Genomic DNA, 20,593 nt, shown 5'->3' with positions numbered 1-20,593 from the left:
ATGCGCGCGCTACTCCTGGATGCGGTGTCGCAGGGGAACTCCGAAGGAGGTGCGCCGCCCCTCCGCCTTCTTGCGCCGGAGGCTGAAGGCTCCGGGTCCGAAGTAGACGAGGAGCAGGGCGCCTCCGGCCATGGACAGGTTCTTCATGAAGTGGACCTGTTGCTGCTGGACCAGCTGCGCATCGGCCAGGTCCCAGAAGCGGTGCATCGTGAAGGCGGAGGTCAGCAGGAAGAGCGCGATGAGCGCGGCGCCCAGTCGGGCGAAGCTGCCGAGCAGCACGCACACACCCCCCACGACGAGCACGACCCCCGAGGCGAGGACGGCGAGCTGGGGCATGGGCAGGCCCGAGGACTGGGCGTAGCCCGTCATGGCCTGAAGGTGGAGGAAGTGGTTCAGACCGCTGGTGATGAAGATGGCCGAGAAGAGCAGCCGGCCAATCGGCGCGAGCACATCCATGACGTCCTCCTCTCCCTGAGGGTGGACATGGGCGTCAGGGCCGCAGCGAGCCTCGGATCGGCTGCCTGGATCGCCGTCACGGCTTCAGGGGCTCGGGACGCTCGAAGAACGGGAACCCGGCGTCGCGCAGCATCCGCACCACGGTAAGCATGGGCAGCCCCTGCACGTTGGTGCGGTCTCCTTCGAGGCGTGCGAGCAGCGCCTGCCCCGCGCCCTCGACGCGGTAACTGCCCGCGCAGCCCTGCCATTCGCCGAGGTCCAGGTACCGCTCCAGCTCCTCGTCGCGCACCGGATAGAAGGTGAGCCGTGAGACCTCGACGGCCTCGGCGATGTGGCCGCCGGGACCGAGCAGGCACACGCCGGTGCAGATGTCGTGGGTCTGCCCGAGCAGCTTGCCGAGCTGTCGCTTTGCGGCCTCGCGATCGGGAGGCTTGGAGAGCACCTCGCCCTGCACCTCCACGAGCTGGTCGGCGCCGAGGACCCAGGCCTCCGGGTGGCGCGCATGTACGGCCTTGGCCTTGCGCCCGGCGAGCACCTGCACGGCTTCACGGGCCGAGAGGGTAGGGGACACGTCCTCCTCCACTCCCGGGCTCTCCGCGCGGTAGGGCAGTCCCAGTCCATCCATCAGGGCTCGGCGTGCGCTCGAGGTGGACGCGAGAATGAGGGTTCGCATGGAGGCGCACCCTAAGCGAGGAGGCTCCCGAGGTGAACCCCGCCGCGGATGCCGGTATCCTCTGGCCTTCCCTCGTGTCCCGATGAGTTCCATGTCCACGATGAACCGCCGAGCCTTCCTGAAGTTCACGGGTGTGGTGGCCCTGTGTGCCTGCACGCGCGAGCAGCCGGCGCCCGCGGTTCTCGACGCAGGTGCTCCGCAGGCGGCCCCGGCGGCTCAGGCGACGACGCGGTTGCAGGTCGACGTGTGGCACGACATGAGCTGCCCCTGGTGCCGGATTGGTCTCCACAACCTGGGCCAGGTGCTCAGCGCGTGGTCCGGTCCTCCGGTGACGCTCCTCCTGCACCCCTTCCTGCTCGAGCCCGGGGCTCCGGCGGAAGGCACGGACCTGCGCGCGATGCTGACGGCGAAGTACGGCAACGTCTCCGTCGATCAGATCTTCTCTCGTGTGACGCAGATGGGGACCCAGTACGGGGTTCGCTTCAACTGGGAGAAGGTCCGCGTCTCCCCGCAGACCGCCGCCGCTCACGCGCTGCTCGCGGCTGCGCCTCTCGAGCGGCAGCGCGCCCTGCTCGAGTCGCTGCACCGCGCGTACTTCGAGCAGGGGCTGAACATCGGCGATGTCCAGGTGCTCGCCTCGGCCTCGGAGGAAGCGGGGCTCACCGCCGAGTTCGCCCGCTCCATCGCGACCGACCCGAAGCGCCTGTCCGACGTGCGGGCGCAAGCGGCCTGGGCGTCGTCCTCCGGTGTCCGGGGCGTGCCCTATTTCCAGATTGGTGGGCAGACGCTGCAGGGGGCCCGCTCTCCCGATGAACTCCGCGCCGCGCTGCAGGTCCTGGCGCGGCGTTAGCGCGGTGTCACTTCCGAAGCAGCAGTGAACGGACCTTCTGGGCGACGCGCCCCGCGGCGGGCGGGTCGTAGTTCGACATCACCGCGACGGTGTAGTCCTTGCCCAGATAGATATCGAGCTGGCTGTTGATGCCGGGGAAGCCGCCGTTGTGGCCGACGATGTGCGTGCCCTGGACGAGCTCATCGGAGAAGCCATAGGCATACTTGTCGTTCTCATGCTTGGGGCTGGGCTGCACCTTGCCCGTGGTGACGAGCTCCGTGGACCTGGCGCTCAGCAGCTTGTGCGCCTGGAGCGCGCGGGAGAACTTCCACAGATCCTCGACGGTCGAGAACCCGCCGCCCGCGGGCCCTCCTTTGACGACGTGCAGGAAGAGGTTGTTCCATTCACGGGTGGGGCTCTGCTGCTCGCCGGGCCCCTGGCTCGTGTAGCCAACCGCGAGGTTCGGCGTCTCGCGGTCGAGCTCATACGCCTCCGAGTTCGTCATGCCGGCGGGCTTGTAGATGTGCTCGCGCACATAGACGAAGTAGTTCTGGCCGGAGGCCTTCTCGATGATCGCCCCGAGCAACATGAAGCCCGAGTTGCTGTAGCGCCAGCTCGTCCCGGGCTCGAACGCGAGCGGCTCCTGCACGAACAGCGGGAGGTAGTCATTGACGTCGCGAAAGCGGCTCTTGTCCGCCTTCATGTACTGGTCGTTGAAGTAGCTGCCGAGGCCCGCGGTGTGGGTGAGGAGTTGGTGGACCGTCACCTTCTCCGCGACGGCCTTGTTCGGGTAGTCCGGGAGGATCTTCCCCACCGTGTCCTCATACGAGAGCTTCCCCGCCTCGACGAGCTGGGCGATCGCCACCGAGGTGAACATCTTGTTCATCGAGCCGAGGTTGAACTTCGTGTCCACCCGATTGGGTACCTGATAGGCGCGGCTCGCGAGGCCGAACGCGCCCTGGTAGACCACCTTGTTCCCGTGCGCGATCAGCACCGCGCCCGAGAAGGCATCGGCGGCGACCAGCTTCTCGACGTAGGCCTTGGTCGCGCTGGCGACCTGCGCGTCCGTCAGCGGGCGGCCCGCATCATTCGAGGGTGGCTCGATGGGCTGGACCTCCACCCGCAGGATGTTGTGCGGATCCACCGCCTCGACGTCGACTTGAAGCCGCACCGAGTCGCCGGCCAGCTTGTCCCGGGCCACCAGGACGATCGACAGCTCACTCGACGATTCCACCTTCTGTGGGATCAGCCCGCCCGTGTTCTCCCAGAGCGTCCCGAAGGTGTCGAGGTGCTGTTTGGCGGAGCGTTGGGCCAGGGTCGGCTTCGCGTAGTGGTCCTCGATGAAGGAGAGCATCGCTCTGCCTGAACCCGTGTTGAACACCTCGATCAGAACCGCGGCCTCGCGCCCCGCGGGCGTGCCTGGCAGCGAGGCGGGCGCTGGAGTCTTCGGAGCGCGTGCCGCCGGTGACTCAGTCGCTCCGAGCAGGACGACGGCCGCAAGCACCCACCCCATGAAACCCAGTACGAGCCGCTTCGGTTGTCTCATCGGTCGAGCGTAGCAAAACGCCTTTCAGGGATTGGGCGCCATGAGCTGCTCGGTGATGGCCTGCACCACGGCGGAGGCATTGCCGCCGAAGAGCATCGTGTAGTGGTTGCCAGGCACCTCGACGTAGCGGCCATTCGGCAACGTGCGCACCGTCTCCAGGGCTTGCTCCCGGGGAACCACGGGAGGCGTGCCCGCGACACCGAAGCCGTTGGGCGCATGGAGGAGGAGGGTGGGCTGACGGATGCGAGGCAAGAGCTCGGGCCACGGCTCGCCCAGGGCGTTCTCCACCGCCTCGGCGAGGGCTTGGGGCGACGAGCGCGCCTGCGCCGTACCGTCCGGGTTCTCCTTCACATCCGCCCGGTAGTACGCCTCGAGGCCCGCGTTCCACATGCCTTCCAGGTACGGCGCCTGCTTCATCGCCGCCAGATAGGCGTCCACGGAGGGTAGCACCTTGCCCAGTCGATCCAGCGAAGGCTGAATCAGCTCTCGCACCCGGGGGTGCATGGCGCCAGCGGCGTCGAGGATGAGCAGGCGGGAGACGCGCTCGGGCCAGTGCGCGGCGATATAGAAGGAGAGCAGGCCACCAAAGGAATGCCCTCCCAGGACCACCGGTCCCGTCCCCAAGGCATCCAGCAGCCCGAGGATGTCGCGCGCGTGCTCCGCCATGGAGTAGCCACTCGGCGGCTTGTCACTGAGCCCCCGACCCCGCAGGTCCACGGAGACCACCCGGAAGCGCGGGCTCAGCCCTGCCTCGACCAGCCCATCGAAGCAATGGGCGTTGGCTGACAGCCCATGCATCAGCACCAGCAGCGGCGCCCCGCCTGGGTGGTCCAGGTAGTGCAACCGGATTCCGTTGACCTCGATGAAGCGTTCCATGCGAGCTCCCTGCCTCCCACTATAGGCAGGCAGGCGGGGGACGATTCTTCCCGAGTGCGAGGGGATGCCGTAGCCTGCGCCTCCATGTCGCGGCGCGGTCTGCTCGCCCTCTGCCTCCTGCTTGGTGCCTGTCAGCGCAGCTCCTCGGAGCCTGCTCCGGCGGAGCCTGTCTCCAGCGCTGCGCACACTTCCGCACCCACCCCTGTGGCCGCGCCCGTCGCCGAGGCAGCACGGCCCGCTGCCTCCACACCCGCCGTCGCCCCGTTGGCCGTCTGTCGGACCGATGGGGCGCCCCCGTTCGAGGCGGCGCGCCGCTACTACGACGAGGGTCGCTTCGAGGAGGCGCTGTCCTGCGCCGCCCAGGCCGCGGCCCTGGATCCGGACTTCGCCCCGGCCCACGCCGAGCGGGGTGTGGCGCTGGCCGCGCTGGACCGGGTGCCCGAGGCGCAGATGGCCTTCGCCCGCGCGCTCGCCATCGACCCGGGCTCTCCGGACGCGCTGTTGGGCGCCGCGCACCTGTACGCGGTGCAGTTGCCCTCCAGCCGCGAGCGGGACGAGCTGGGGCTGCTCTACGCCGAGCAGGGCCTGTCCCAGCCCGGCATGCCGTCGGACCTGGTGGTGCAGTTCGCCCTCCTGTCGGCCATGGCCTTCAATGATCTCGGCCAGGCGGAGGAGGCCCTGGCGCGTGCGTCCATCGTGCTGGCGCGCGAGCCGGAGAGCCACGAGGCCATCTACGAGCGGGCCCTGGCCCTCTTCGAGCTGTGCCGCTTCGCCGACGCGAAGGCCGCGTTCACCGCCCTGGTGAACGACGTGGAGCATGGCCCCCACGCGCACCACCACCTCGGTCTGCTCCTGGAGCGCGAGGGCAAGTGGAAGCAGGCGCAGGTCCACTTCGACAAGGCCCGCGAGCTGGCCCCCGAGGACTTCCCGGTGCCGCCCCTTCCCTCCGAGCCCGACTTCCGAGCGGCGGTGGCACGTGCGGTGGAAGGGCTGCCCGAGGACATGCGCAAGGACTTGCAGGGCGTGCCCGTTACCACCGAGGAAATCCCCGCCGACGCGGACCTGCTGTCCGGACAGCCGCCGCTGTCACCCACCATCCTGGGCCTCTTCCGGGGCCCGCCGCTGGCCGAGCCCTGCGACGGGACGGAGACGCCCTGCCGCTCGGTGGTGCTCTACCGCCGCAACCTCGCGCGCGCGGTGAACAGCCCGGCGGAACTCGTGGAGCAGATCCAGGTGACGCTGCTACACGAGGTGGGGCATCTGCGAGGCGAGGACGACGAAGAGCTGGCCGCACGCGGCCTGGAGTGAGCCATGGCTGCCCGAACCCTTCCCACTGTCCGTGTCAGCCTCAAGGGCGCCAAGAGCCTGCGCCGAGGCACCCCCTGGCTCTACCGCACCGAGCTGGCCGAGCCCCCTTCCGTGGAGGCGCGCGGCGCGGTGGTGGCGGTGGTGGACCCGCAGGGCAACCCCATCGGCCAGGCCTTCTATGCCCAGCGCTCGCCGCTGGCGTTGCGCCTGCTCACGCGCCGCCCTCCCTCCGAGGAGCCGGTGGATGAGGCCTTCTTCCGCCGTCGCCTGGAGGCCGCGCTGGCGCGCCGCGCGCCGCTGAAGCAGCGGGACGGGCTGCGGCTGGTACACGGCGAGGCGGACCTGCTGCCGGGCCTCTTCGTGGACCGCTATGGAACGGGCCTCACGCTCCAGACGCTCTCGGAGGGCATGGACGCGCGCAAGGAGTGGGCGGCGCGGGCGCTGGTGGAGCTGACAGGGGCCACGCACGTGGTGTGCCGGGACGATGCCTCCGGTCGCGACTTCGAGGGCCTGAAGCGCGAGGTGGTGCTGCTGCACGGCAAGGGCGAGGCGCGCTTCACCTACCACGAGGGCGAGAACCGCTTCGAGGTGGACCTGCTGGGCGACATGAAGACGGGGGCCTTCCTGGACCAGGTGGACAACCACCTGCGCGCCGGAGAGCTGGCCCGGGGTGAGGCGCTGGACCTGTTCAGCTACCACGGTGGCTTCGCGCTGGCGCTCAGCCGCTCGTGCGACTCGGTGCTCGCGGTGGAGCAGGATCCCAAGGCGGCCGAGCGGGCCCGGGAGAACGCCGCGCGCAACGGCCGCGCCAACGTGACGGTGGAGAACGCCAACGCCTTCGATGTGCTGCGGCGCTTCGCCGACACGGGCCGCCGCTTCGATACGGTGGTGTTGGACCCGCCGGGGCTCGCCAAGCGCCGCGAGGGCCTGGCCACGGCGCTGCGCGCCTACCACGAGCTGAACCTGCGGGCCTTCAAGTGCCTCAAGCCCGAGGGGCTGCTGGTCACCTGCTCCTGCTCTGGCAAGCTGGGCCGCGAGGCCTTCGAGGAGATGGTGCTCTCGGCGGCCGAGGACGCGAAGCGCCCGGTGCAGATCCTCGAGCGGCGCGGCGCGGGGCTGGACCACCCGGTCTTCGGCGGGCTGCTGGAGACCGAGTACCTCAAGGCGCTCTACGTCCGCGCCTTGTAACCCACGCGCGGAAGGCCGGCGCGCTACGGCGCCGCGCCCTCCGTGGTCGCGAGGGGGTGCCCCTCCAGCAGGCCCATCCGGTCCTTGAGGCGCAGCACGCGCCGGACCGCCGCGTCCAGCTTCTCGGTCAGCTTCGGGTCCGACTGGGCCAGCTTCGTCAGGATGCCGAAGTAGTCCATGCCCTTGTCCCAGTCCGGCGGCGCGGTGGTGAGGATCAGATCGTTGCCAGCGAGGAACGCCAGCCGCACCACCTCCTCTTGCTCGGCGCCGATCTGCTCGGCCAGCGCACGGATGGCCACGTCATCGGTCACGGTGATCCACCCATTCTCATGGGCCAGGGCGACCAGGGCGGGCTCGAGGATGGCCGGCTTGGAGCCGAACTTCGAGTAGACGATGTTCGACATCATCACCCCGCCCAGATACCGGTCCGCGGCGCGGAACACCGAGGCCTCCGCGCGGACGCGGGCCTCGTCCCAGTCGACGGTGGCGCGCTCATGGTCCGAGTCGGCGTCCAGGTCGCCATAGCCGGGGAAGTGCTTGCCGATGGCGACCACGCCCGCCCGGGCCAGGCCACGGGAGAAAGCGGTGGCCTTCTTCTTCACCACCTCGGCATCTCCCGAGAAGGCGCGCCCGTTGCGGAACATGTGGCCCGAGGGGGACACGTCGAACACGGGGGCGAGGTTCATGTTCAACCCCACCTCGCGCATGGCCCCGCCGACGCGCGTGCCCCACGTCTCCACCTCGGTGTCCGGCATCGCCGCCATCTCCCGCGCGGATGGCAGGCCCTTGAGGCTGGGGTGCCGGTCGAGGCGGTTGAAGCCGCCGCCCTCGATGTCCACCGCGAAGAAGGGAGGAAGCCGGGCGCGGGCGCGGCTCGAGCGGATCTTCTCCTTTGCCGCGTCGATCTTCCGCAGCGTCGCGCCCACGAACAGCACGCCGCCCACCTCCACGGGCCCCTCTTTGCTGATCTGCGGATAGGCGAGCACCAACTGCCCCACCTTCTCGCGCAGCGACAACGACTGGAGGACGCGCTCCACGCGCGCCTCGTCGGGGGTGCGCTCGACGAAGCCCTTCCGCGTCTTCGTTTGGGCGGCCGCGTCACCGACGACCGCGAGGACGAGCGCCAGGGAAACCAGTGATGAACGAAGCACTGCTCGCATGGGGCGCAGTCTTCCACAAAGCCGCGGAAGCGCCTCCCGGCGAAGGAGGGGAGAGGGCCTCTACGCCACCCCAGCATGCGTGCAGGCTTGTAGTCAGTAAAACGTGTTAAGCTTGAAAATCATGAAAGGGGACACCATGTATCTGAACCGTACTGCCTTCTTCCTGATGGGGACTGTGCTGCTGGCGGGCTGTGGCGCCGAGGAGCGCACCGAAGTGACGCCAGAGGGCGTGTTGGGCGAGTCCCTCCAAGTAGAAGCCGAGGGCCTTGCCGGGGAGCGGGAGCTCACGGCCCTGGCCTACTGTGATGACGTAACCACCTGGCCGGCGGCGTCGACGGACTTCGAGAATCAGGTGCTCACGCTGGTGAACCAGCGGCGCGCGGCGGGGGCCACGTGTGGCGGGGTCGCCAAGCCGGCGGTGCCCGCGCTCACCCTGGACACGCGGCTGCGCTGCGCTGCGCGCAAGCACTCCATGGACATGGCGGTGAACAACATCTTCAGCCACACCGGCTCGAATGGCTCCACGCCCTTCCAGCGGATGAACCTGGCCGGCTACACCTATAAGTACGCGGGGGAGAACATCGCCGCCGGGTACAGCACGCCGAGCGCGGTGGTCACCGGCTGGATGGCCAGCACGGGGCACTGCAACAACATCATGAACGTCAACTACAAGCACCTGGGCGTGGGCTACTACCTCCGCTCCGGCAGCACCTACAGCCACTACTGGACGCAGGACTTCGGCGCCCAGTAGGGCTGAAGGGTCCAACTCCAGCGCGCGTGTGAAGACGGTACACGCGCGCTGGGCACCGCTTAGTAGCGGTAGTGGTCGCTCTTGAACGGGCCGGCCTTGGACACGCCGATGTACTTGGCCTGCTCGTCGGACAGGTCAGTCAGGTCCGCGCCCAGCTTGGTGAGCTGCAGGCGGGCCACCTTCTCATCCAGGTGACGGGGCAGCATGTACACGCCCGGCTTGTACTTGCCGGGGTTGGCGAAGATCTCCACCTGCGCCAGCACCTGGTTGGCGAACGAGGAGCTCATCACGTAGCTGGGGTGACCGGTGCCGCAGCCCAGGTTCACCAGCCGGCCCTCGGCCAGCAGGATGATGCGCTTCTTGTCCGGGAAGATGATGTGGTCGACCTGCGGCTTGATGTTCTCCCACTGGTACTGCTTGAGGCTCGCCACATCGATCTCGTTGTCGAAGTGGCCGATGTTGCACACGATGGCGTTGTTCTTCATCCGCTTCATGTGCTCGTGGGTGATGACCTTGAAGTTGCCGGTGGCCGTCACGAAGATGTCGGCCTTGTCCGCCGCGTACTCCATGGTGACGACGCGGTAGCCCTCCATGGCCGCCTGCAGCGCGCAGATGGGGTCGATCTCGGTGACCCACACCTGGGCCTGCAGCCCGCGCAGCGCCTGCGCCGAGCCCTTGCCCACCTCGCCGTAGCCGGCCACCACGGCCACCTTGCCGGCGATCATCACGTCGGTGGCGCGCTTGATGCCGTCCACCAGCGACTCACGGCAGCCGTACACGTTGTCGAACTTCGACTTGGTGACCGAGTCGTTGACGTTGATGGCCGGGAACTTCAGCTTGCCCTCCTTGGCCATCTGGTAGAGCCGGTGGACGCCCGTGGTGGTCTCCTCGGTGACGCCCTGGATGCTCTGGGCCAGCTTGGTGTACCAGCCGGGCTTGGACGCCAGGCGCTTCTTGATGGAGGCGAAGAGGGCGATCTCCTCCTCGCTGCCGGGGTTGTTCAGCACGGACGGGTCCGTCTCGGCCTTGCTGCCCAGGTGGACCAGCAGCGTGGCGTCACCGCCGTCGTCGAGGATCATGTTCGGCGCGCCACCGTCGGCCCACTCGAAGATGCGGTGGGTGTACTCCCAATACTCCTCGAGCGTCTCGCCCTTGTAGGCGAACACGGGGGTGCCCGCGGCGGCGATGGCGGCGGCGGCGTGGTCCTGCGTGGAGAAGATGTTGCACGAAGCCCAGCGGATCTCCGCGCCAATGGCCTCCAGCGTCTGGATGAGCACCGCCGTCTGGATGGTCATGTGCAGCGAGCCGGCGATGCGCGCGCCCTTGAGCGGCTGCGTCTTGGCGAACTCCTCGCGGATCGCCATCAGGCCCGGCATCTCGGTCTCGGCGATCGCGATCTCCTTGCGGCCCCAGTCGGCCAGGGAGATGTCGGCAACGTGATAGTCGGTGAACTTCTTCAGATCGGCTGCAGCCCTCATGTGTTGCTCCTGATTGGCAGGGGGCTGGGCGCAGAGGAGGCGGGCTCTTGCTCGCTTCCCGTGCAACCAGCCACGAGTCAGCGAGCGCCGTTACGAAACCTGAGCCTGGCGGGGAGGGTGCCCCGTTGCAGCGCTCCTCAGGATGCGGCCACCCTACCGTAACGGCGCCGCCATTCGCCAGCGTGGACTGAGCGCCTGGTCGGAGGCCTGCTCCTCCCTGCAATGCCCGGGGCGCGACGAAGCCTTGCCTCGCGCTCCTCCATTGGCACACACCCGCGCCATGCCCAGCATGAGAGCGGGAAGGGGCCGGGTAAGGGGGAGGCCAGCGCCATGCTCCAGAGTCCAGCGAGCGAGGGAGCACGGGGGGCAGCGCGCCGGCGGCCTGGGCACCGGGTGACGAGCCGTCCCCGGTGGACCTGGAACTTCCGAGGTTCGCGCCTGCTCTGGCTGCTAGCCCTCGTGGCGGGGCTGGCCGCCGGCACCTTCGCGCTCCGCCAAGCTCGGCGGACGCCCGCCTTGGAGCGTGTCCTGCTCGCGGGGGAGCCGACGCGACGCATCGAGGCTCGGGTCACCCATCCCCTGGCGGATCACCATCGCCCGTTTCGAGCCGAGCCCTCAGTGGTCCCCCGAGTCCCCTTGAAGGAATTGGCGTGGCTCGAGCGACACCAGGAGTGGCGCGCGCTCGTCGCGACCTACCTCATCCGCGCCCAGTACGTTCAGGCCCGAGCCCGGCTGCCTCAAGAGCCCTCGACTCCCGATGACGCCAGTGATCTGGCGGTGGTCGCTCTTCAGGAGAAGGACTTCAATGAAGCGCTGCGCCTGCTGGACGTTGCCCTCGACGCGGCTCCCAGGCATCCGCAGGCCCTGTGGAATCGGGCGCTGGTGCTGCGCGAGCTGGACCTGCCCTTCCTGGCGGCCAACGCCTTCGATGAGGTGGCCCGCCTGGGGGAGCCGGGCTGGAGCGAGGAGGCCCGCGCGGAGGCCTTGCGGCTGCGCCAGGACATCCAAGCGCGGAGGCTTGCCTGGGCCACGCTCCAGGCGAATGTGAGGTCTCCTGGGGGACTCACCCGGCTGGTGTCCTCTTCCTTCAGCGAGCTGCCGGGCACGGCGCGGGTGGTCTTCTACAAGGCCGTCCGGTCCAGCCCCAGTCGGGACGCGGTGCTCGCGCTGCTTCCCATCGCCCAACAGCTCGATGCGCTCCAAGGCGATGCCTCGCTCGAGGGCTACGTGCGCCATGTGGCCCAACGCGACTTCCGCAAGCGGGCGCCGCTGGCACGTGACTATGGCCTCCTCCTTCAGGACGCGCACGCGAACCCGGAGGAGCTCCTGAAGCAGGCGCTCGCGGCAGGCGAGGAGGACATCGCCATGGGAGTGATGCTCGACCAGGGAACCATTGCCCAGCACCCGGAGGTCTTCGCGGCCCTGATCAAGAACTCCGACGATCCCTGGGTCCGGATGATGGGGGAGGGGAAGCTGGCCATGCAGGAGTTCTCCTCCGGGCGTGCCGGACGCGCCGGGCAGGTCGAGGCGGCGCTGGTGGCACTGCACACGGGCTGCGATGCGCAGCGGTTTGCCTATCGGTGCCTCGACATCGCCAAGTCCCTGACCGATCTCTACATCGCCCTGGACCGACTCGCGGAGGCCCAGGGGCTCGCCAGCAGGAGCCTCGCGCTGGCGAGAGCGTCGGGAGAATGGGCCTTCGAGCGGACGTTCCTGCAGGAACTCAGCAACATCGCCATCTCGCGGTACGAGTCTCCGCTGGCGCGCGCGTACTTGCAGGAGTCACTCGAGCGGGATCCCGAGCAGTGCGTCTACGTCCACCAGAACCTGGCGAACCTCGCCATGCTCGACTTCGACATTCCCGGAGAGCGGAGGCACATGGAGCTGGCGCTCCAGTGCGGGCAGCCCCTGACGAAGCTGGGCGCCTATCTGCTGGCGGAGCTGGCGCGCTTTGGCGTCTCCGACTGGGAGGTGGAGCAGTTCCATCGCACCCTGGATGCGCTCCGTCGCTCCTCGTCCTCTTCGGGCACGCGGGTCTGGCTGCGCTTCATCGAAGGGCAGTTCGAACTGGAGCGGGATCGGGACAAGGGGCGGCACCTGTTACGCCAGGCCATCGAGGAGGCCCGGCGTCTGCCAGACACGGACCTGGACGCGCGAAATACCCGTGCGCACGGCTACTCCGCCCTCATCCTCGATGCGGGCCGCGATGTTCGTGCAGAGGGCATCGAGGAATTACTGGCGCTGGTGGCCGAGGACCGCCGCATCGCCGTCCCCATGCGCTGCGCCGTGGTAGTGGAGGACGGCCACTCCCGCTTGCTGATCGTGGTGAGAGGTGCCCAGGGAGAGGTGCTGACGCACTTCGATGGGGCACGGACGCGCTCGCTCGGCAACGGAGAGGGCGTCATCCCCGCGCACCAGCTCGAAGCGCTTCGGGGCTGCCAGCAGGTGGAAGTCCTCGCCTCTCCGTCGGCGCTGGGGAGTACCCGCATCCTCCCCACCGAGATGGCCTGGAGCTACCGGGTGGGCCACACGGTTCATCCCCCACCGGGCCCCGAGGCCCGACGGCTGATCGTCCACAACGTCGAGCCCCCGCGAGAGCTGGGCCTGCCGAACCTCTCCGTGCGGACCCTTCGGCCCGGGACGCCGGGCGTCATCGAACTCAGAGGTGCCCAGGCCACGCTCCCCCGCGTGCTCGCGGAGATGGAACAGGCCACCGAGATCGAGATCCATGCCCATGGACTCTCGCGCCCGGAGCTCTTCGATGCGCCCTTCGTCGCGCTGACCCGAGGGAGCGATGGGCAATACGCGCTCACCGCCGCCAGGCTTCGCCAGCACCCGCTGAAGCGCGCACCCGTGGTGTTCCTGGCCGCCTGTGGCACGGCCTCTCGAAACCCCCTGTCACACAAGCAGGCGTTTGGATTGCCGGATGCGTTCATCGAAGCGGGCGCCAGCGCCGTGCTGGCCGCCACGGTGGAAGTGCCCGACACCGTGGGCCTCTTCTTCGAGGCCGTGGGCCGGCGCATCCGGGACGGTGCTCCTCCGGCGGTAGCCCTGGGAGCCGAGCGAGCCGCGTGGCTGAAGACCCGTCCTCAAGAAAGGTGGGTAGGGGACGTCCTCATTTTTGAGTGATTCGCACAGGAAGGTGGGTCGTCATGTCGAACTACATTTCGAATTTCGTGAAGAAGATTCGCAGCATCCTGGGGGTCCGCGGTCCCCCGGTGGATCCTCCCCCGGGGCCGAAGGAGCAGAACTGAGAGGTCTCTGCCCGGGATCTCGCGGTACGGGAGGGGGGACCCCAGGAACGAGAGAGTCAGGGTGGTTGGCGGTGTCTCGCCGTGGGGGCCTCCGAACCCCCACGGCCAGGGGGGCAATCTCATGTCGGAGTTTTCTGAGTTCATCCGCTGCCATCGTCCGGGCCTGCTGAGGATTGCCAGGCGGTTCTGCCGTGGCGGCCAGGATGCCGAGGACCTGGTCCAGGAGACGCTGGAGCGCGCGCTGCTCCACTTCTCCCAGGTGTCACGCCTGCACCCCAACGCGCAGCGGGCGTGGCTCGCGCAGACGGTCTCTCGGCTGTTCATCGACTTGTGCCGGCGGCAGAGCAAGGAAGAGCTGCTGTCGGATCCGGTGCCCGTGGCCGAGTCGGCGCTCCACGCTGGCGCCGAGAGCCCCGAGCGCTGGGCGCAGGTGTCACCCGAGGAGCTGCAGCGAGCCGTGGAGCAGCTGCCGGAGTTCCTCGGCGCGCCGTTCCGCATGAGGCTGGCGGGCCAGAGCTACAAGGCCATCGCCCAGTCCCTGAGCGCCTCGGAGGGAACGGTTGGCAGTTGGCTCTTCCAGGCCCGCAAGCAGTTGAGAGAGACGCTCATGTCAGAGGAGCCCGAGGTGCGCCCATGAACACCCTTTGCGAGAAGCTCAACCCCTTCCTGGACGGCGAACTCGCCGAACCCGAGGCAGACCATGTGCGCGGCCACCTGGCGCGCTGTGGCACCTGTGCGGCCCGCTTCGAGGATGCGGTACAGCTCGAGATGCTCGCCGCCGAGGCGTTCCACGAAGACGGACGGTGTGCCGACACCGAGGGACAAGCCGCGAGGCCGAGGCCCGACGCCGTGACTGTCCCCACGGGCGTGCGCTCTCCCCAGCGGGCCCGGCGCGCCCCGCCTCCCCGCGCGCATCATGCCGCCCGCAGGAACGTCGCCTGGGGCGGGGCCGCCGTGGCTGCCCTCGCCGCGCTGCTCTACGTGAGCGTGTTCAACGTGGAGCCCTCCGCTCAACTCTGGCTCGCGGAGGCTCCAACCCGGAGCATCGAGGCCCGCTTGAGCTACGACCGGGTGGACGTACACCGCCCCTACGTGGCCATGCGCGGCGGCCCGTCGGAGGTGGAGCCCCTGCCGCTCCAGGAGCTTGCCCGACTGGATGAGAAGAAGGACGCGATCGCGATCGCCACCGCCTTCCTCGTCCACGGGGATGTGGCGCAGGCCCGTGGCTACCTGGAGACGGCGCCGGCCTCGCCCGACCGGGACAATGATCTCGCGGTGGTGGCCATGCAGGAGGGGCGACTCCAGGAGGCCATGGCGCTGCTGGAGCACGCCCTGAGAACCGACCCCCAGCACATCCAGGCGCTCTGGAACCGGGCGCTGGTGCTGCGAGAGCAGGGGCAGAAAGAACGTGCCGCCGCCGCCTTCGAGCAGCTCGCCGCGCGCAATGAGCCCGGCTGGAGCGAGGAAGCGGGGCGGATCGCCCGAGAGCTTCGCAAGTAGTCTGAAAAGGACCGTGACATGACTGGCACTGCTCTATTTCCTCTCACCCCTGAGACGCGCCGCCAGGAGGTCCGCCGTCGCCGTGAGCAGGCCTTGAGCCTGTCCCTGTCGCATCCGCTCCCCGAGCACCGCGGTAACGGAGAGGAGGCCTCCTTCTCGAGCTACTCCAAGGGGCTGCCCCACAACGCGCGGGGCGAAGTGGAGCCGAACGCCTTCGAGAAGCTCCACCACGCGCTGAGGACGGGGCGGCCGTCGGACTTCGAGAACATCCCATTGGGCGCCCCGGGTGGCCGGAGGCTGACCAACCCCCAGGCAGGGCTGGCGTACGAGCTGGAGGGCGCCGACGCCCAGGCCGTGACGCTGGCTCCGGCGCCGCGCTTCGACAGCCCGCAGACCACGGCGGAGATGATCGAGCTGTACTGGATGGCGCTGCTGCGCGACGTGCCCTTCGTCGACTTCGACCGGCACGCAGACGTGGCCGCCGCGGCGAGGGAGCTCGAGAAGCACCGGGAGCACCTTGGCCGGCTTCCGCCCGGGGTGACCCTGACGCCGAGGACGGTGTTCCGGGGCTCCACGGTGGGCGCGATGATGGGCCCGCCCATCTCGCAGTTCCTGCTGCGGGAGATCCCCTACGGCTCGCTGCGGATGGCCCAGCTCCAGCAGACGGTGGTGCCGGGGGGCGACTACCTCACGGACTTCTGCACGTGGCTGGCGATCCAGGAAGGCAACTCGCCGGCCCAGGAGCCCGCGTTCGACCGCACGCGCCGCTACATCCGCGACATGCGGGACATGGCCCACTACGTCCACCGCGACACGCTCTACCAGGCCTATCTCAACGCCGCGCTCATCCTCCTGTCGCAGCAGGAGCAGGCCGTGGGCGCGGGCAATCCGTACCGGAGGTCTCGCAACCAGGAGGGCTTCGGGACGCTGGGCAGTCCGCACATCCTCTCGCTGGTGTCCGAGGTGGCCACGCGGGCCCTGAAGGCCGTGTGGTTCCAGAAGTGGTTCGTCCACCGGCGGCTGCGCCCCGAGGAGTTCGGAGGCCGCGTGGAAGTGCTCCGGCTGGGGCTGGCCCGCTACCCGGTACACCCCGCGCTGCTGTCGTCCGAGGCGCTCCAGCGGATCCTCAGCCGCTTCGGTAGCTCGCTGCTGCCGCAGGTGTTCCCGGAGGGCTGCCCGACGCACCCGGCCTACGGCGCGGGTCATGCCACGGTGGCGGGCGCGTGCGTCACCGTCCTCAAGGCCTGGTTCGATGGAGGGCAGCCCCTGCGAGGCCCCGTCCAGATGGCCAACGCCCAGGGGGACGCGCTCATCGACTACACCGGCGCGGACGCCGGTCAGCTCACCCTCGGCGGCGAGCTGGACAAGCTCGCGGCGAACATGGCCCTTGGTCGCAACATGGCCGGGGTCCACTGGCGCACCGACTACTCCGAGTCCCTCCGGCTGGGAGAGCAGATCGCCCTCCGGGTGCTGCAGGAGCAGAGCATCCTCTACAACGAGCCCCTTGCCTTCACGGTGAAGACCTTCGACGGCAAGACCGTGAAGGTTCGTGCGGGAGCGCTCCTCGTCGACTGAGCCTCGCGTACACTGGCGCGCATGATCTCCTCTCGGTTTTCATGCGCGCTGGTGGCGCTCCTCGTCCTGGTGCCACTCTCCTCACGGGCGAAGGGCAAGGACGCTTCTCCCAAGGCGAAGTACGCCGCCGCCCTCAAGAAGCTGCGCGCGGGGCCCCAGGGTGAGCTCGAGCCCGTGTTCCAGCAGGGGCTTGTCGCGGCCGAGCAGCTCGAGAAGGCCATCGTGAATGCGAACGAGACGGGCAAGCAGCTGCCCGCGGCGGCCACGAAGCTCGAAGGCTTCGTCGTCGGCACCCATGAGGCCCTCTTCGCCGTCCCCAAGGTCAGCTTCTTCCTGAAACTCGCCCGCAAGAAGGGCACGGCCGTCGACGTGGCCTTCTTCGAGAACCTCCAGCGCACCTATCCTGAATATGACGCCTGGCCGGTCTACTTCCGGCAGCAGACGGACTACAGCGGCTGCGAGGTCTTCGATGAGCCAGAGCTCATCCCGGTCTACCGGGGCTGGCTGGAGTTCGCGGAGAAGCACCCGAAGGCCTACGCGGCGCAGGTGGAGAAGCAGCTCACCCGGCTCGATGAGATGATGACCCAGCGGAGCTGTGCCTGCGGCAAGAAGCCCGAGGTCATCGCCGGCTTCGAGGAGTTCCTGAAAGCCTTCCCGAAGGCCCCCATCACGCCCAAGGTGAAGGCGCGCCTCGCGGACATCCAGGCCGACAAGGCGGAGATGACCTTCGAGTGCCGCAGCGGGTGAGTCACCTCAGGAGATGCCCAGCTCCTTGCGCAGCCGGTTCACCACCTTGAAGTACTCGGTGCGGCTGAAGGGCACGTTCAGGATGTGGAAGTCCTTCTTGGACAGGCCCACGCAGCCGAAGCAGTAGTTGCAGTCTTGGAGGTTGCGGCACAGGAGCAGGTACGCGCTGCCGGTGCAGTTCTCGCACTGCACGCAGTAGGCGCACGCGGTGCAGCTCTTCGAGTCCACGCAGTGCGAGCAGTTGTTGCACAGCTCGCACCGCACGCAATGGGTGCAGTGGTAGCAGCTGTCGCAGTTCTTGCAGAACATGCAGTTGGTGCAGCGCTGACACCCCTCGCATGAGTAGGAGCCCGGGTTGCCCGGGTCCGCCGCGAAGCCCTTGGCCAGCTTTTGGAACTGGTCCATGAACTCGCGCTTGCCCAGCGCCGCCACCGCCTCTCGCGCCGCCTTCTCCTCCGAGAGCGACTCGGGGGTAGGGGAGCGCGTTGCTTTCTCCTTCACTCGGCAGACTCCTTCCGGTCTCTGTACCCGCCTACCTACCGCAGCCGCGCCAGCCCCGCGAGGTCGATGCCCTGCGCCACCCGCCGCACCTCCACGGTGCTGGGGAAGCCCCGGCTCGTCACCGCCACCACATACCTGTCTCCCACCAGCAGGTTCGCCTCGGCCGTGGCGTCCGCCGCGTCGTAGCGCACGAAGCCCACCGCCGCATCCCAGAAGATGGGAGCCGTCGGATCGCTCGCCGGCCGGCCCTTCGCCTCGTTCGCCGCCGCCCGGATGGCCTTGGCGATCTTCTCCCCCAGCGTGGTGTCCACGATGCGTACCTTCACCTCGCGGTCCTCACCTCGCGTGAAGGTGCGCTCGGCCTCGCTGACGGACACCTCGCCGTACTTGCCGGTGGAGCCCTCGGTGGTGGCCAGGGTGAAGCCGTCCAGCGCCTCGGGGAGGAAGGGCGCCAGATCCTTGAAGTACACGCAGGGTGCGTCCGCCGTCGCCTCCGAGGCCATGGCGGACGCGGGGGACCGCGGAGCGCGGTCGTCGTCCAGACAACCGAAACCCGGCGGCAGCGCCAGCAGGAGCAGGGCAAATAGGGATTTGATCTCGCGCACGGAACCGATCAAAAGGTATCCCCGCGCGGCGCGCAATGGACCTCTCGAAGCTCAACGCCCCTCAACGCGAAGCAGTCACCACCCTGGAAGGCCCCCTGCTCGTGCTGGCAGGCGCCGGGAGTGGCAAGACGCGCGTGATTACCCACCGCATCGTCCACCTGCTCAACGAGCGGCCACTCAGCGTCACCGCCCGCAACATCCTCGCCGTCACCTTCACCAACAAGGCCGCCACGGAGATGAAGGAGCGGCTGGTGAAGATGGCGGGTCCACGCGCACAGGGTGTCCTGGTGTGTACCTTCCACGCCTTTGGTGCGGAGATGCTCCGGGAGGACATCCACCGGCTGGGCTGGCCCAAGAAGTTCGCCATCGCGGACATGGGGGACCAGCTGGCGCTGATTCGCCGGGCGATGCGTGAGCGCCAGGTGGACGACCGGGCGTTCGACGCGCGCAAGGTGCTCACCCTCATCTCCAAGGCGAAGAACTCGGGCCAGGAGCCCCAGCCCAAGCCGGAGGGGATGGGGGACGACTACGATCTCATCACCCACATGGTCTTCCCGAGCTACCAGCTGGCGCTGAAGGCGCAGGGCTCGGTGGACTTCGATGATCTGCTGCTCTTGCCGGCGCGGCTCTTGCGCGAGCACGAGGACCTGAAGGTCAAGTACACCCGGCGCTTCCGCTTCCTGCTGGTGGACGAGTTCCAGGACACGAACCTGGCGCAGATGAACCTGCTGCAGCTCCTGGCGGGCGAGGCGCGCAACGTGTGCGCGGTGGGCGACGACGACCAGGCCATCTACAGCTGGCGCGGCGCCGAGGTGAAGAACATCCTCGAGTTCGACCGGCACTTCCCGGGCACCAAGGAGGTGCGGCTGGAGCAGAACTACCGCTCCATGCAGACGGTGCTGGACGCGGCCAACGCCGTCATCGCCAAGAACCCCGAGCGCAAGGCCAAGCGCATGTGGACCGACCGCCACGGGGGCGAGCGCATCCGCGTGGTGACGTGCCCCAACGAGGAGGAGGAGGCCCGCTTCGTCGCCCGGGAGATCCAGAAGCACATCGCCCACGGAATCCCCGCTGACGAGATCGCCGTGCTCTACCGCACCAACGGCCAGTCCCGGCCGGTGGAGGAGTCGCTGCGGGAGAAGAACATCGGCTACGAGGTGGTGGGCGGCAGCGAGTTCTTCGATCGGCGCGAGGTGAAGGACGTCATCGCCTACTTCAAGGTGATCGCCAACCCGAAGGACGAGGTGAGCCTGCTGCGCATCGTCAACGTGCCGGCGCGCGGCATCGGCGACGTGACGATGGAGCGGCTGCACGCGCACGCGCGGGCCGACAACGTCTCGCTGTGGGAGGCGATGGAGCGCGGCGAGCAGTACGAGGACCTGCCCTCGGGCGCGGCGGGCAAGGTGGGCGAGTTCCTCCGGATGATCGAGCGCTACCGCAACCTCTTCGAGGGCGGCAACCTGGCGCACGTGACGCGCAACCTCCTGGAGGAGATCGGCTTCAAGGAGGCCACGCGCGCCACGGCCGTCTCGTTGACGACGGCGGACAAGAAGCTCAAGTCCGTGGACCAGGTGCTCAACTCGCTGGAGGCCTTCGAGAAGCGCGAGGGCCCCAAGGCCAGCCTGCTCACCTACCTCAACCGCCTGAGCCTGGACACCCGGCAGGAGGAGGAGGACGAGGTGCCCGGCGGCAACCGGCGGGTGACCCTGATGACGGTCCACTCCTCCAAGGGGCTGGAGTACCGGCTGGTCTTCTTCATTGGTATGGAGGAGGACCTGATGCCCCACAAGGGCATGCAGGGCGAGCCGCAGAACCTCGAGGAGGAGCGCCGGCTCTGTTACGTGGGGATTACCCGGGCCAAGGAGCTGCTCTACCTGACGCGGGCGGCGATCCGGGTGAAGCGGGGCAAGGAAGTCCCCTGTACCCCCTCGCGGTTCCTGGAAGACCTGCCCGCCGAGGCCGTGGAGCTGATCGACATGGATGCCCCCCGGACGGGTGCCCCGACCGAGCAGGAGAAGAACTTCTTCGCCAACCTCAAGGAGCGCTTCAAGCCCAAGGGAGCAGGCGGGGGAGCAGGCCCTCCCCGAGGGGAAAGTGGGGTTTGAGGCCCCCGGAAGCGGTGCGGCCTTGACTTACCCCCTCGGTC

Annotated in this window: 18 protein-coding genes and 1 riboswitch; of the genes, 10 read left to right on the top strand and 8 right to left on the bottom strand. The window is 68.6% G+C overall.

Annotated features, from left to right (window positions below):
- Positions 1-9: 9 nt before the first annotated feature.
- Positions 10-456, bottom strand: a complete 447-nt coding sequence (locus SYV04_RS20975) for a DoxX family protein (RefSeq protein WP_321547631.1) — start codon at positions 454-456, stop codon at positions 10-12.
- 76 nt (positions 457-532) lie between these two features.
- A complete protein-coding gene (locus SYV04_RS20970; RefSeq protein WP_321547630.1) occupies positions 533-1,129 on the bottom strand; it encodes a Maf family protein in 597 nt (198 codons plus the stop codon).
- Positions 1,130-1,220: 91 nt separating this feature from the next.
- Between SYV04_RS20970 and SYV04_RS20965 the strand changes: the two genes are divergently transcribed.
- Entirely contained in the window at positions 1,221-1,979 is a 759-nt protein-coding gene (locus SYV04_RS20965; protein WP_321547629.1) for a DsbA family oxidoreductase, read from the top strand.
- 7 nt (positions 1,980-1,986) lie between these two features.
- On the opposite strand, the gene SYV04_RS20960 is transcribed toward SYV04_RS20965, so the two are convergent.
- Entirely contained in the window at positions 1,987-3,471 is a 1,485-nt protein-coding gene (locus SYV04_RS20960; protein ID WP_321547628.1) for a serine hydrolase domain-containing protein, read from the bottom strand.
- Positions 3,472-3,528: 57 nt separating this feature from the next.
- Positions 3,529-4,380, bottom strand: coding sequence for an alpha/beta fold hydrolase (locus SYV04_RS20955; RefSeq protein WP_321547627.1), 852 nt, complete (start codon positions 4,378-4,380; stop codon positions 3,529-3,531).
- Positions 4,381-4,464: 84 nt separating this feature from the next.
- Between SYV04_RS20955 and SYV04_RS20950 the strand changes: the two genes are divergently transcribed.
- On the top strand, positions 4,465-5,688 hold the full coding sequence (locus SYV04_RS20950; protein ID WP_321547626.1) for a metallopeptidase family protein: 1,224 nt from the start codon (positions 4,465-4,467) through the stop codon (positions 5,686-5,688).
- Positions 5,689-5,691: 3 nt separating this feature from the next.
- Positions 5,692-6,876, top strand: coding sequence for a class I SAM-dependent rRNA methyltransferase (locus tag SYV04_RS20945; protein WP_321547625.1), 1,185 nt, complete (start codon positions 5,692-5,694; stop codon positions 6,874-6,876).
- Between the two features lie 23 nt (positions 6,877-6,899).
- On the opposite strand, the gene SYV04_RS20940 is transcribed toward SYV04_RS20945, so the two are convergent.
- Positions 6,900-8,036, bottom strand: a complete 1,137-nt coding sequence (locus SYV04_RS20940; RefSeq protein ID WP_321547624.1) for a glycoside hydrolase family 3 N-terminal domain-containing protein — start codon at positions 8,034-8,036, stop codon at positions 6,900-6,902.
- A 136-nt stretch (positions 8,037-8,172) separates the two neighbouring features.
- Here SYV04_RS20940 and SYV04_RS20935 point away from each other — a divergent pair, with 136 nt between their 5' ends.
- Positions 8,173-8,787 carry a CAP domain-containing protein gene (locus SYV04_RS20935; protein WP_321547623.1) on the top strand — a complete coding sequence of 205 codons (615 nt, stop codon included), beginning with the start codon at positions 8,173-8,175 and terminating at the stop codon, positions 8,785-8,787.
- Positions 8,788-8,846: 59 nt separating this feature from the next.
- Here the strand turns inward: SYV04_RS20935 and ahcY are convergent, their stop codons facing one another.
- Positions 8,847-10,265: an adenosylhomocysteinase gene (gene ahcY, locus SYV04_RS20930; protein ID WP_321547622.1), complete on the bottom strand. Its 1,419-nt coding sequence runs from the start codon at positions 10,263-10,265 to the stop codon at positions 8,847-8,849.
- Between the two features lie 75 nt (positions 10,266-10,340).
- Positions 10,341-10,410, bottom strand: a riboswitch (S-adenosyl-L-homocysteine riboswitch).
- 185 nt (positions 10,411-10,595) lie between these two features.
- Here ahcY and SYV04_RS20925 point away from each other — a divergent pair.
- The 5 genes from SYV04_RS20925 to SYV04_RS20905 all read left to right on the top strand — a co-directional run bounded on the left by SYV04_RS20925 (position 10,596) and on the right by SYV04_RS20905 (position 17,341).
- Complete coding sequence (locus SYV04_RS20925; protein WP_321547621.1) at positions 10,596-13,394, top strand: CHAT domain-containing protein; 2,799 nt, start codon at positions 10,596-10,598, stop codon at positions 13,392-13,394.
- Positions 13,395-13,640: 246 nt separating this feature from the next.
- Positions 13,641-14,156 carry an RNA polymerase sigma factor gene (locus tag SYV04_RS20920; RefSeq protein ID WP_321547620.1) on the top strand — a complete coding sequence of 172 codons (516 nt, stop codon included), beginning with the start codon at positions 13,641-13,643 and terminating at the stop codon, positions 14,154-14,156.
- Positions 14,153-15,019: a tetratricopeptide repeat protein gene (locus tag SYV04_RS20915; RefSeq protein ID WP_321547619.1), complete on the top strand. Its 867-nt coding sequence runs from the start codon at positions 14,153-14,155 to the stop codon at positions 15,017-15,019. Before SYV04_RS20920 ends, SYV04_RS20915 begins: the two co-directional genes overlap by 4 nt.
- A gap of 18 nt (positions 15,020-15,037) precedes the next feature.
- The gene (locus tag SYV04_RS20910) at positions 15,038-16,594 is read left to right on the top strand and encodes a vanadium-dependent haloperoxidase (protein ID WP_321547618.1); all 1,557 of its coding nucleotides are present in this window, start codon (positions 15,038-15,040) and stop codon (positions 16,592-16,594) included.
- Between the two features lie 21 nt (positions 16,595-16,615).
- Positions 16,616-17,341 carry a hypothetical protein gene (locus SYV04_RS20905; RefSeq protein WP_321547617.1) on the top strand — a complete coding sequence of 242 codons (726 nt, stop codon included), beginning with the start codon at positions 16,616-16,618 and terminating at the stop codon, positions 17,339-17,341.
- A 6-nt stretch (positions 17,342-17,347) separates the two neighbouring features.
- Here the strand turns inward: SYV04_RS20905 and SYV04_RS20900 are convergent, their stop codons facing one another.
- Positions 17,348-17,842, bottom strand: coding sequence for a caib/baif family protein (locus SYV04_RS20900; RefSeq protein ID WP_321547616.1), 495 nt, complete (start codon positions 17,840-17,842; stop codon positions 17,348-17,350).
- A 35-nt stretch (positions 17,843-17,877) separates the two neighbouring features.
- Entirely contained in the window at positions 17,878-18,345 is a 468-nt protein-coding gene (locus tag SYV04_RS20895) for a hypothetical protein (RefSeq protein WP_321548020.1), read from the bottom strand.
- A 137-nt stretch (positions 18,346-18,482) separates the two neighbouring features.
- Between SYV04_RS20895 and SYV04_RS20890 the strand changes: the two genes are divergently transcribed.
- Positions 18,483-20,552, top strand: coding sequence for an ATP-dependent helicase (locus tag SYV04_RS20890; RefSeq protein ID WP_321547615.1), 2,070 nt, complete (start codon positions 18,483-18,485; stop codon positions 20,550-20,552).
- The last annotated feature ends 41 nt before the right edge of the window (positions 20,553-20,593 follow it).

This window comes from Hyalangium ruber, from assembly GCF_034259325.1.
GTDB lineage: Bacteria > Myxococcota > Myxococcia > Myxococcales > Myxococcaceae > Hyalangium_A > Hyalangium_A rubrum.
Note: the sequence above shows the minus strand (reverse complement) of the source record. Positions and strands in the feature narration are given on the sequence as shown.

Excerpts from the sequence above, each read along its gene's own strand:
- SYV04_RS20935 (WP_321547623.1), top strand. The coding sequence starts at position 8,173 with ATGTATCTGAACCGTACTGCCTTCTTCCTGATGGGGACTGTGCTGCTG.
- SYV04_RS20890 (WP_321547615.1), top strand. The coding sequence starts at position 18,483 with ATGGACCTCTCGAAGCTCAACGCCCCTCAACGCGAAGCAGTCACCACC.
- SYV04_RS20945 (WP_321547625.1), top strand. The coding sequence starts at position 5,692 with ATGGCTGCCCGAACCCTTCCCACTGTCCGTGTCAGCCTCAAGGGCGCC.
- SYV04_RS20925 (WP_321547621.1), top strand. The coding sequence starts at position 10,596 with ATGCTCCAGAGTCCAGCGAGCGAGGGAGCACGGGGGGCAGCGCGCCGG.
- SYV04_RS20940 (WP_321547624.1), bottom strand. The coding sequence starts at position 8,036 with ATGCGAGCAGTGCTTCGTTCATCACTGGTTTCCCTGGCGCTCGTCCTC.
- SYV04_RS20975 (WP_321547631.1), bottom strand. The coding sequence starts at position 456 with ATGGATGTGCTCGCGCCGATTGGCCGGCTGCTCTTCTCGGCCATCTTC.
- SYV04_RS20915 (WP_321547619.1), top strand. The coding sequence starts at position 14,153 with ATGAACACCCTTTGCGAGAAGCTCAACCCCTTCCTGGACGGCGAACTC.
- SYV04_RS20920 (WP_321547620.1), top strand. The coding sequence starts at position 13,641 with ATGTCGGAGTTTTCTGAGTTCATCCGCTGCCATCGTCCGGGCCTGCTG.
- ahcY (WP_321547622.1), bottom strand. The coding sequence starts at position 10,265 with ATGAGGGCTGCAGCCGATCTGAAGAAGTTCACCGACTATCACGTTGCC.
- SYV04_RS20905 (WP_321547617.1), top strand. The coding sequence starts at position 16,616 with ATGATCTCCTCTCGGTTTTCATGCGCGCTGGTGGCGCTCCTCGTCCTG.
- SYV04_RS20970 (WP_321547630.1), bottom strand. The coding sequence starts at position 1,129 with ATGCGAACCCTCATTCTCGCGTCCACCTCGAGCGCACGCCGAGCCCTG.
- SYV04_RS20955 (WP_321547627.1), bottom strand. The coding sequence starts at position 4,380 with ATGGAACGCTTCATCGAGGTCAACGGAATCCGGTTGCACTACCTGGAC.
- SYV04_RS20965 (WP_321547629.1), top strand. The coding sequence starts at position 1,221 with ATGTCCACGATGAACCGCCGAGCCTTCCTGAAGTTCACGGGTGTGGTG.
- SYV04_RS20950 (WP_321547626.1), top strand. The coding sequence starts at position 4,465 with ATGTCGCGGCGCGGTCTGCTCGCCCTCTGCCTCCTGCTTGGTGCCTGT.
- SYV04_RS20910 (WP_321547618.1), top strand. The coding sequence starts at position 15,038 with ATGACTGGCACTGCTCTATTTCCTCTCACCCCTGAGACGCGCCGCCAG.
- SYV04_RS20895 (WP_321548020.1), bottom strand. The coding sequence starts at position 18,345 with ATGGCCTCGGAGGCGACGGCGGACGCACCCTGCGTGTACTTCAAGGAT.
- SYV04_RS20960 (WP_321547628.1), bottom strand. The coding sequence starts at position 3,471 with ATGGGGTGGGTGCTTGCGGCCGTCGTCCTGCTCGGAGCGACTGAGTCA.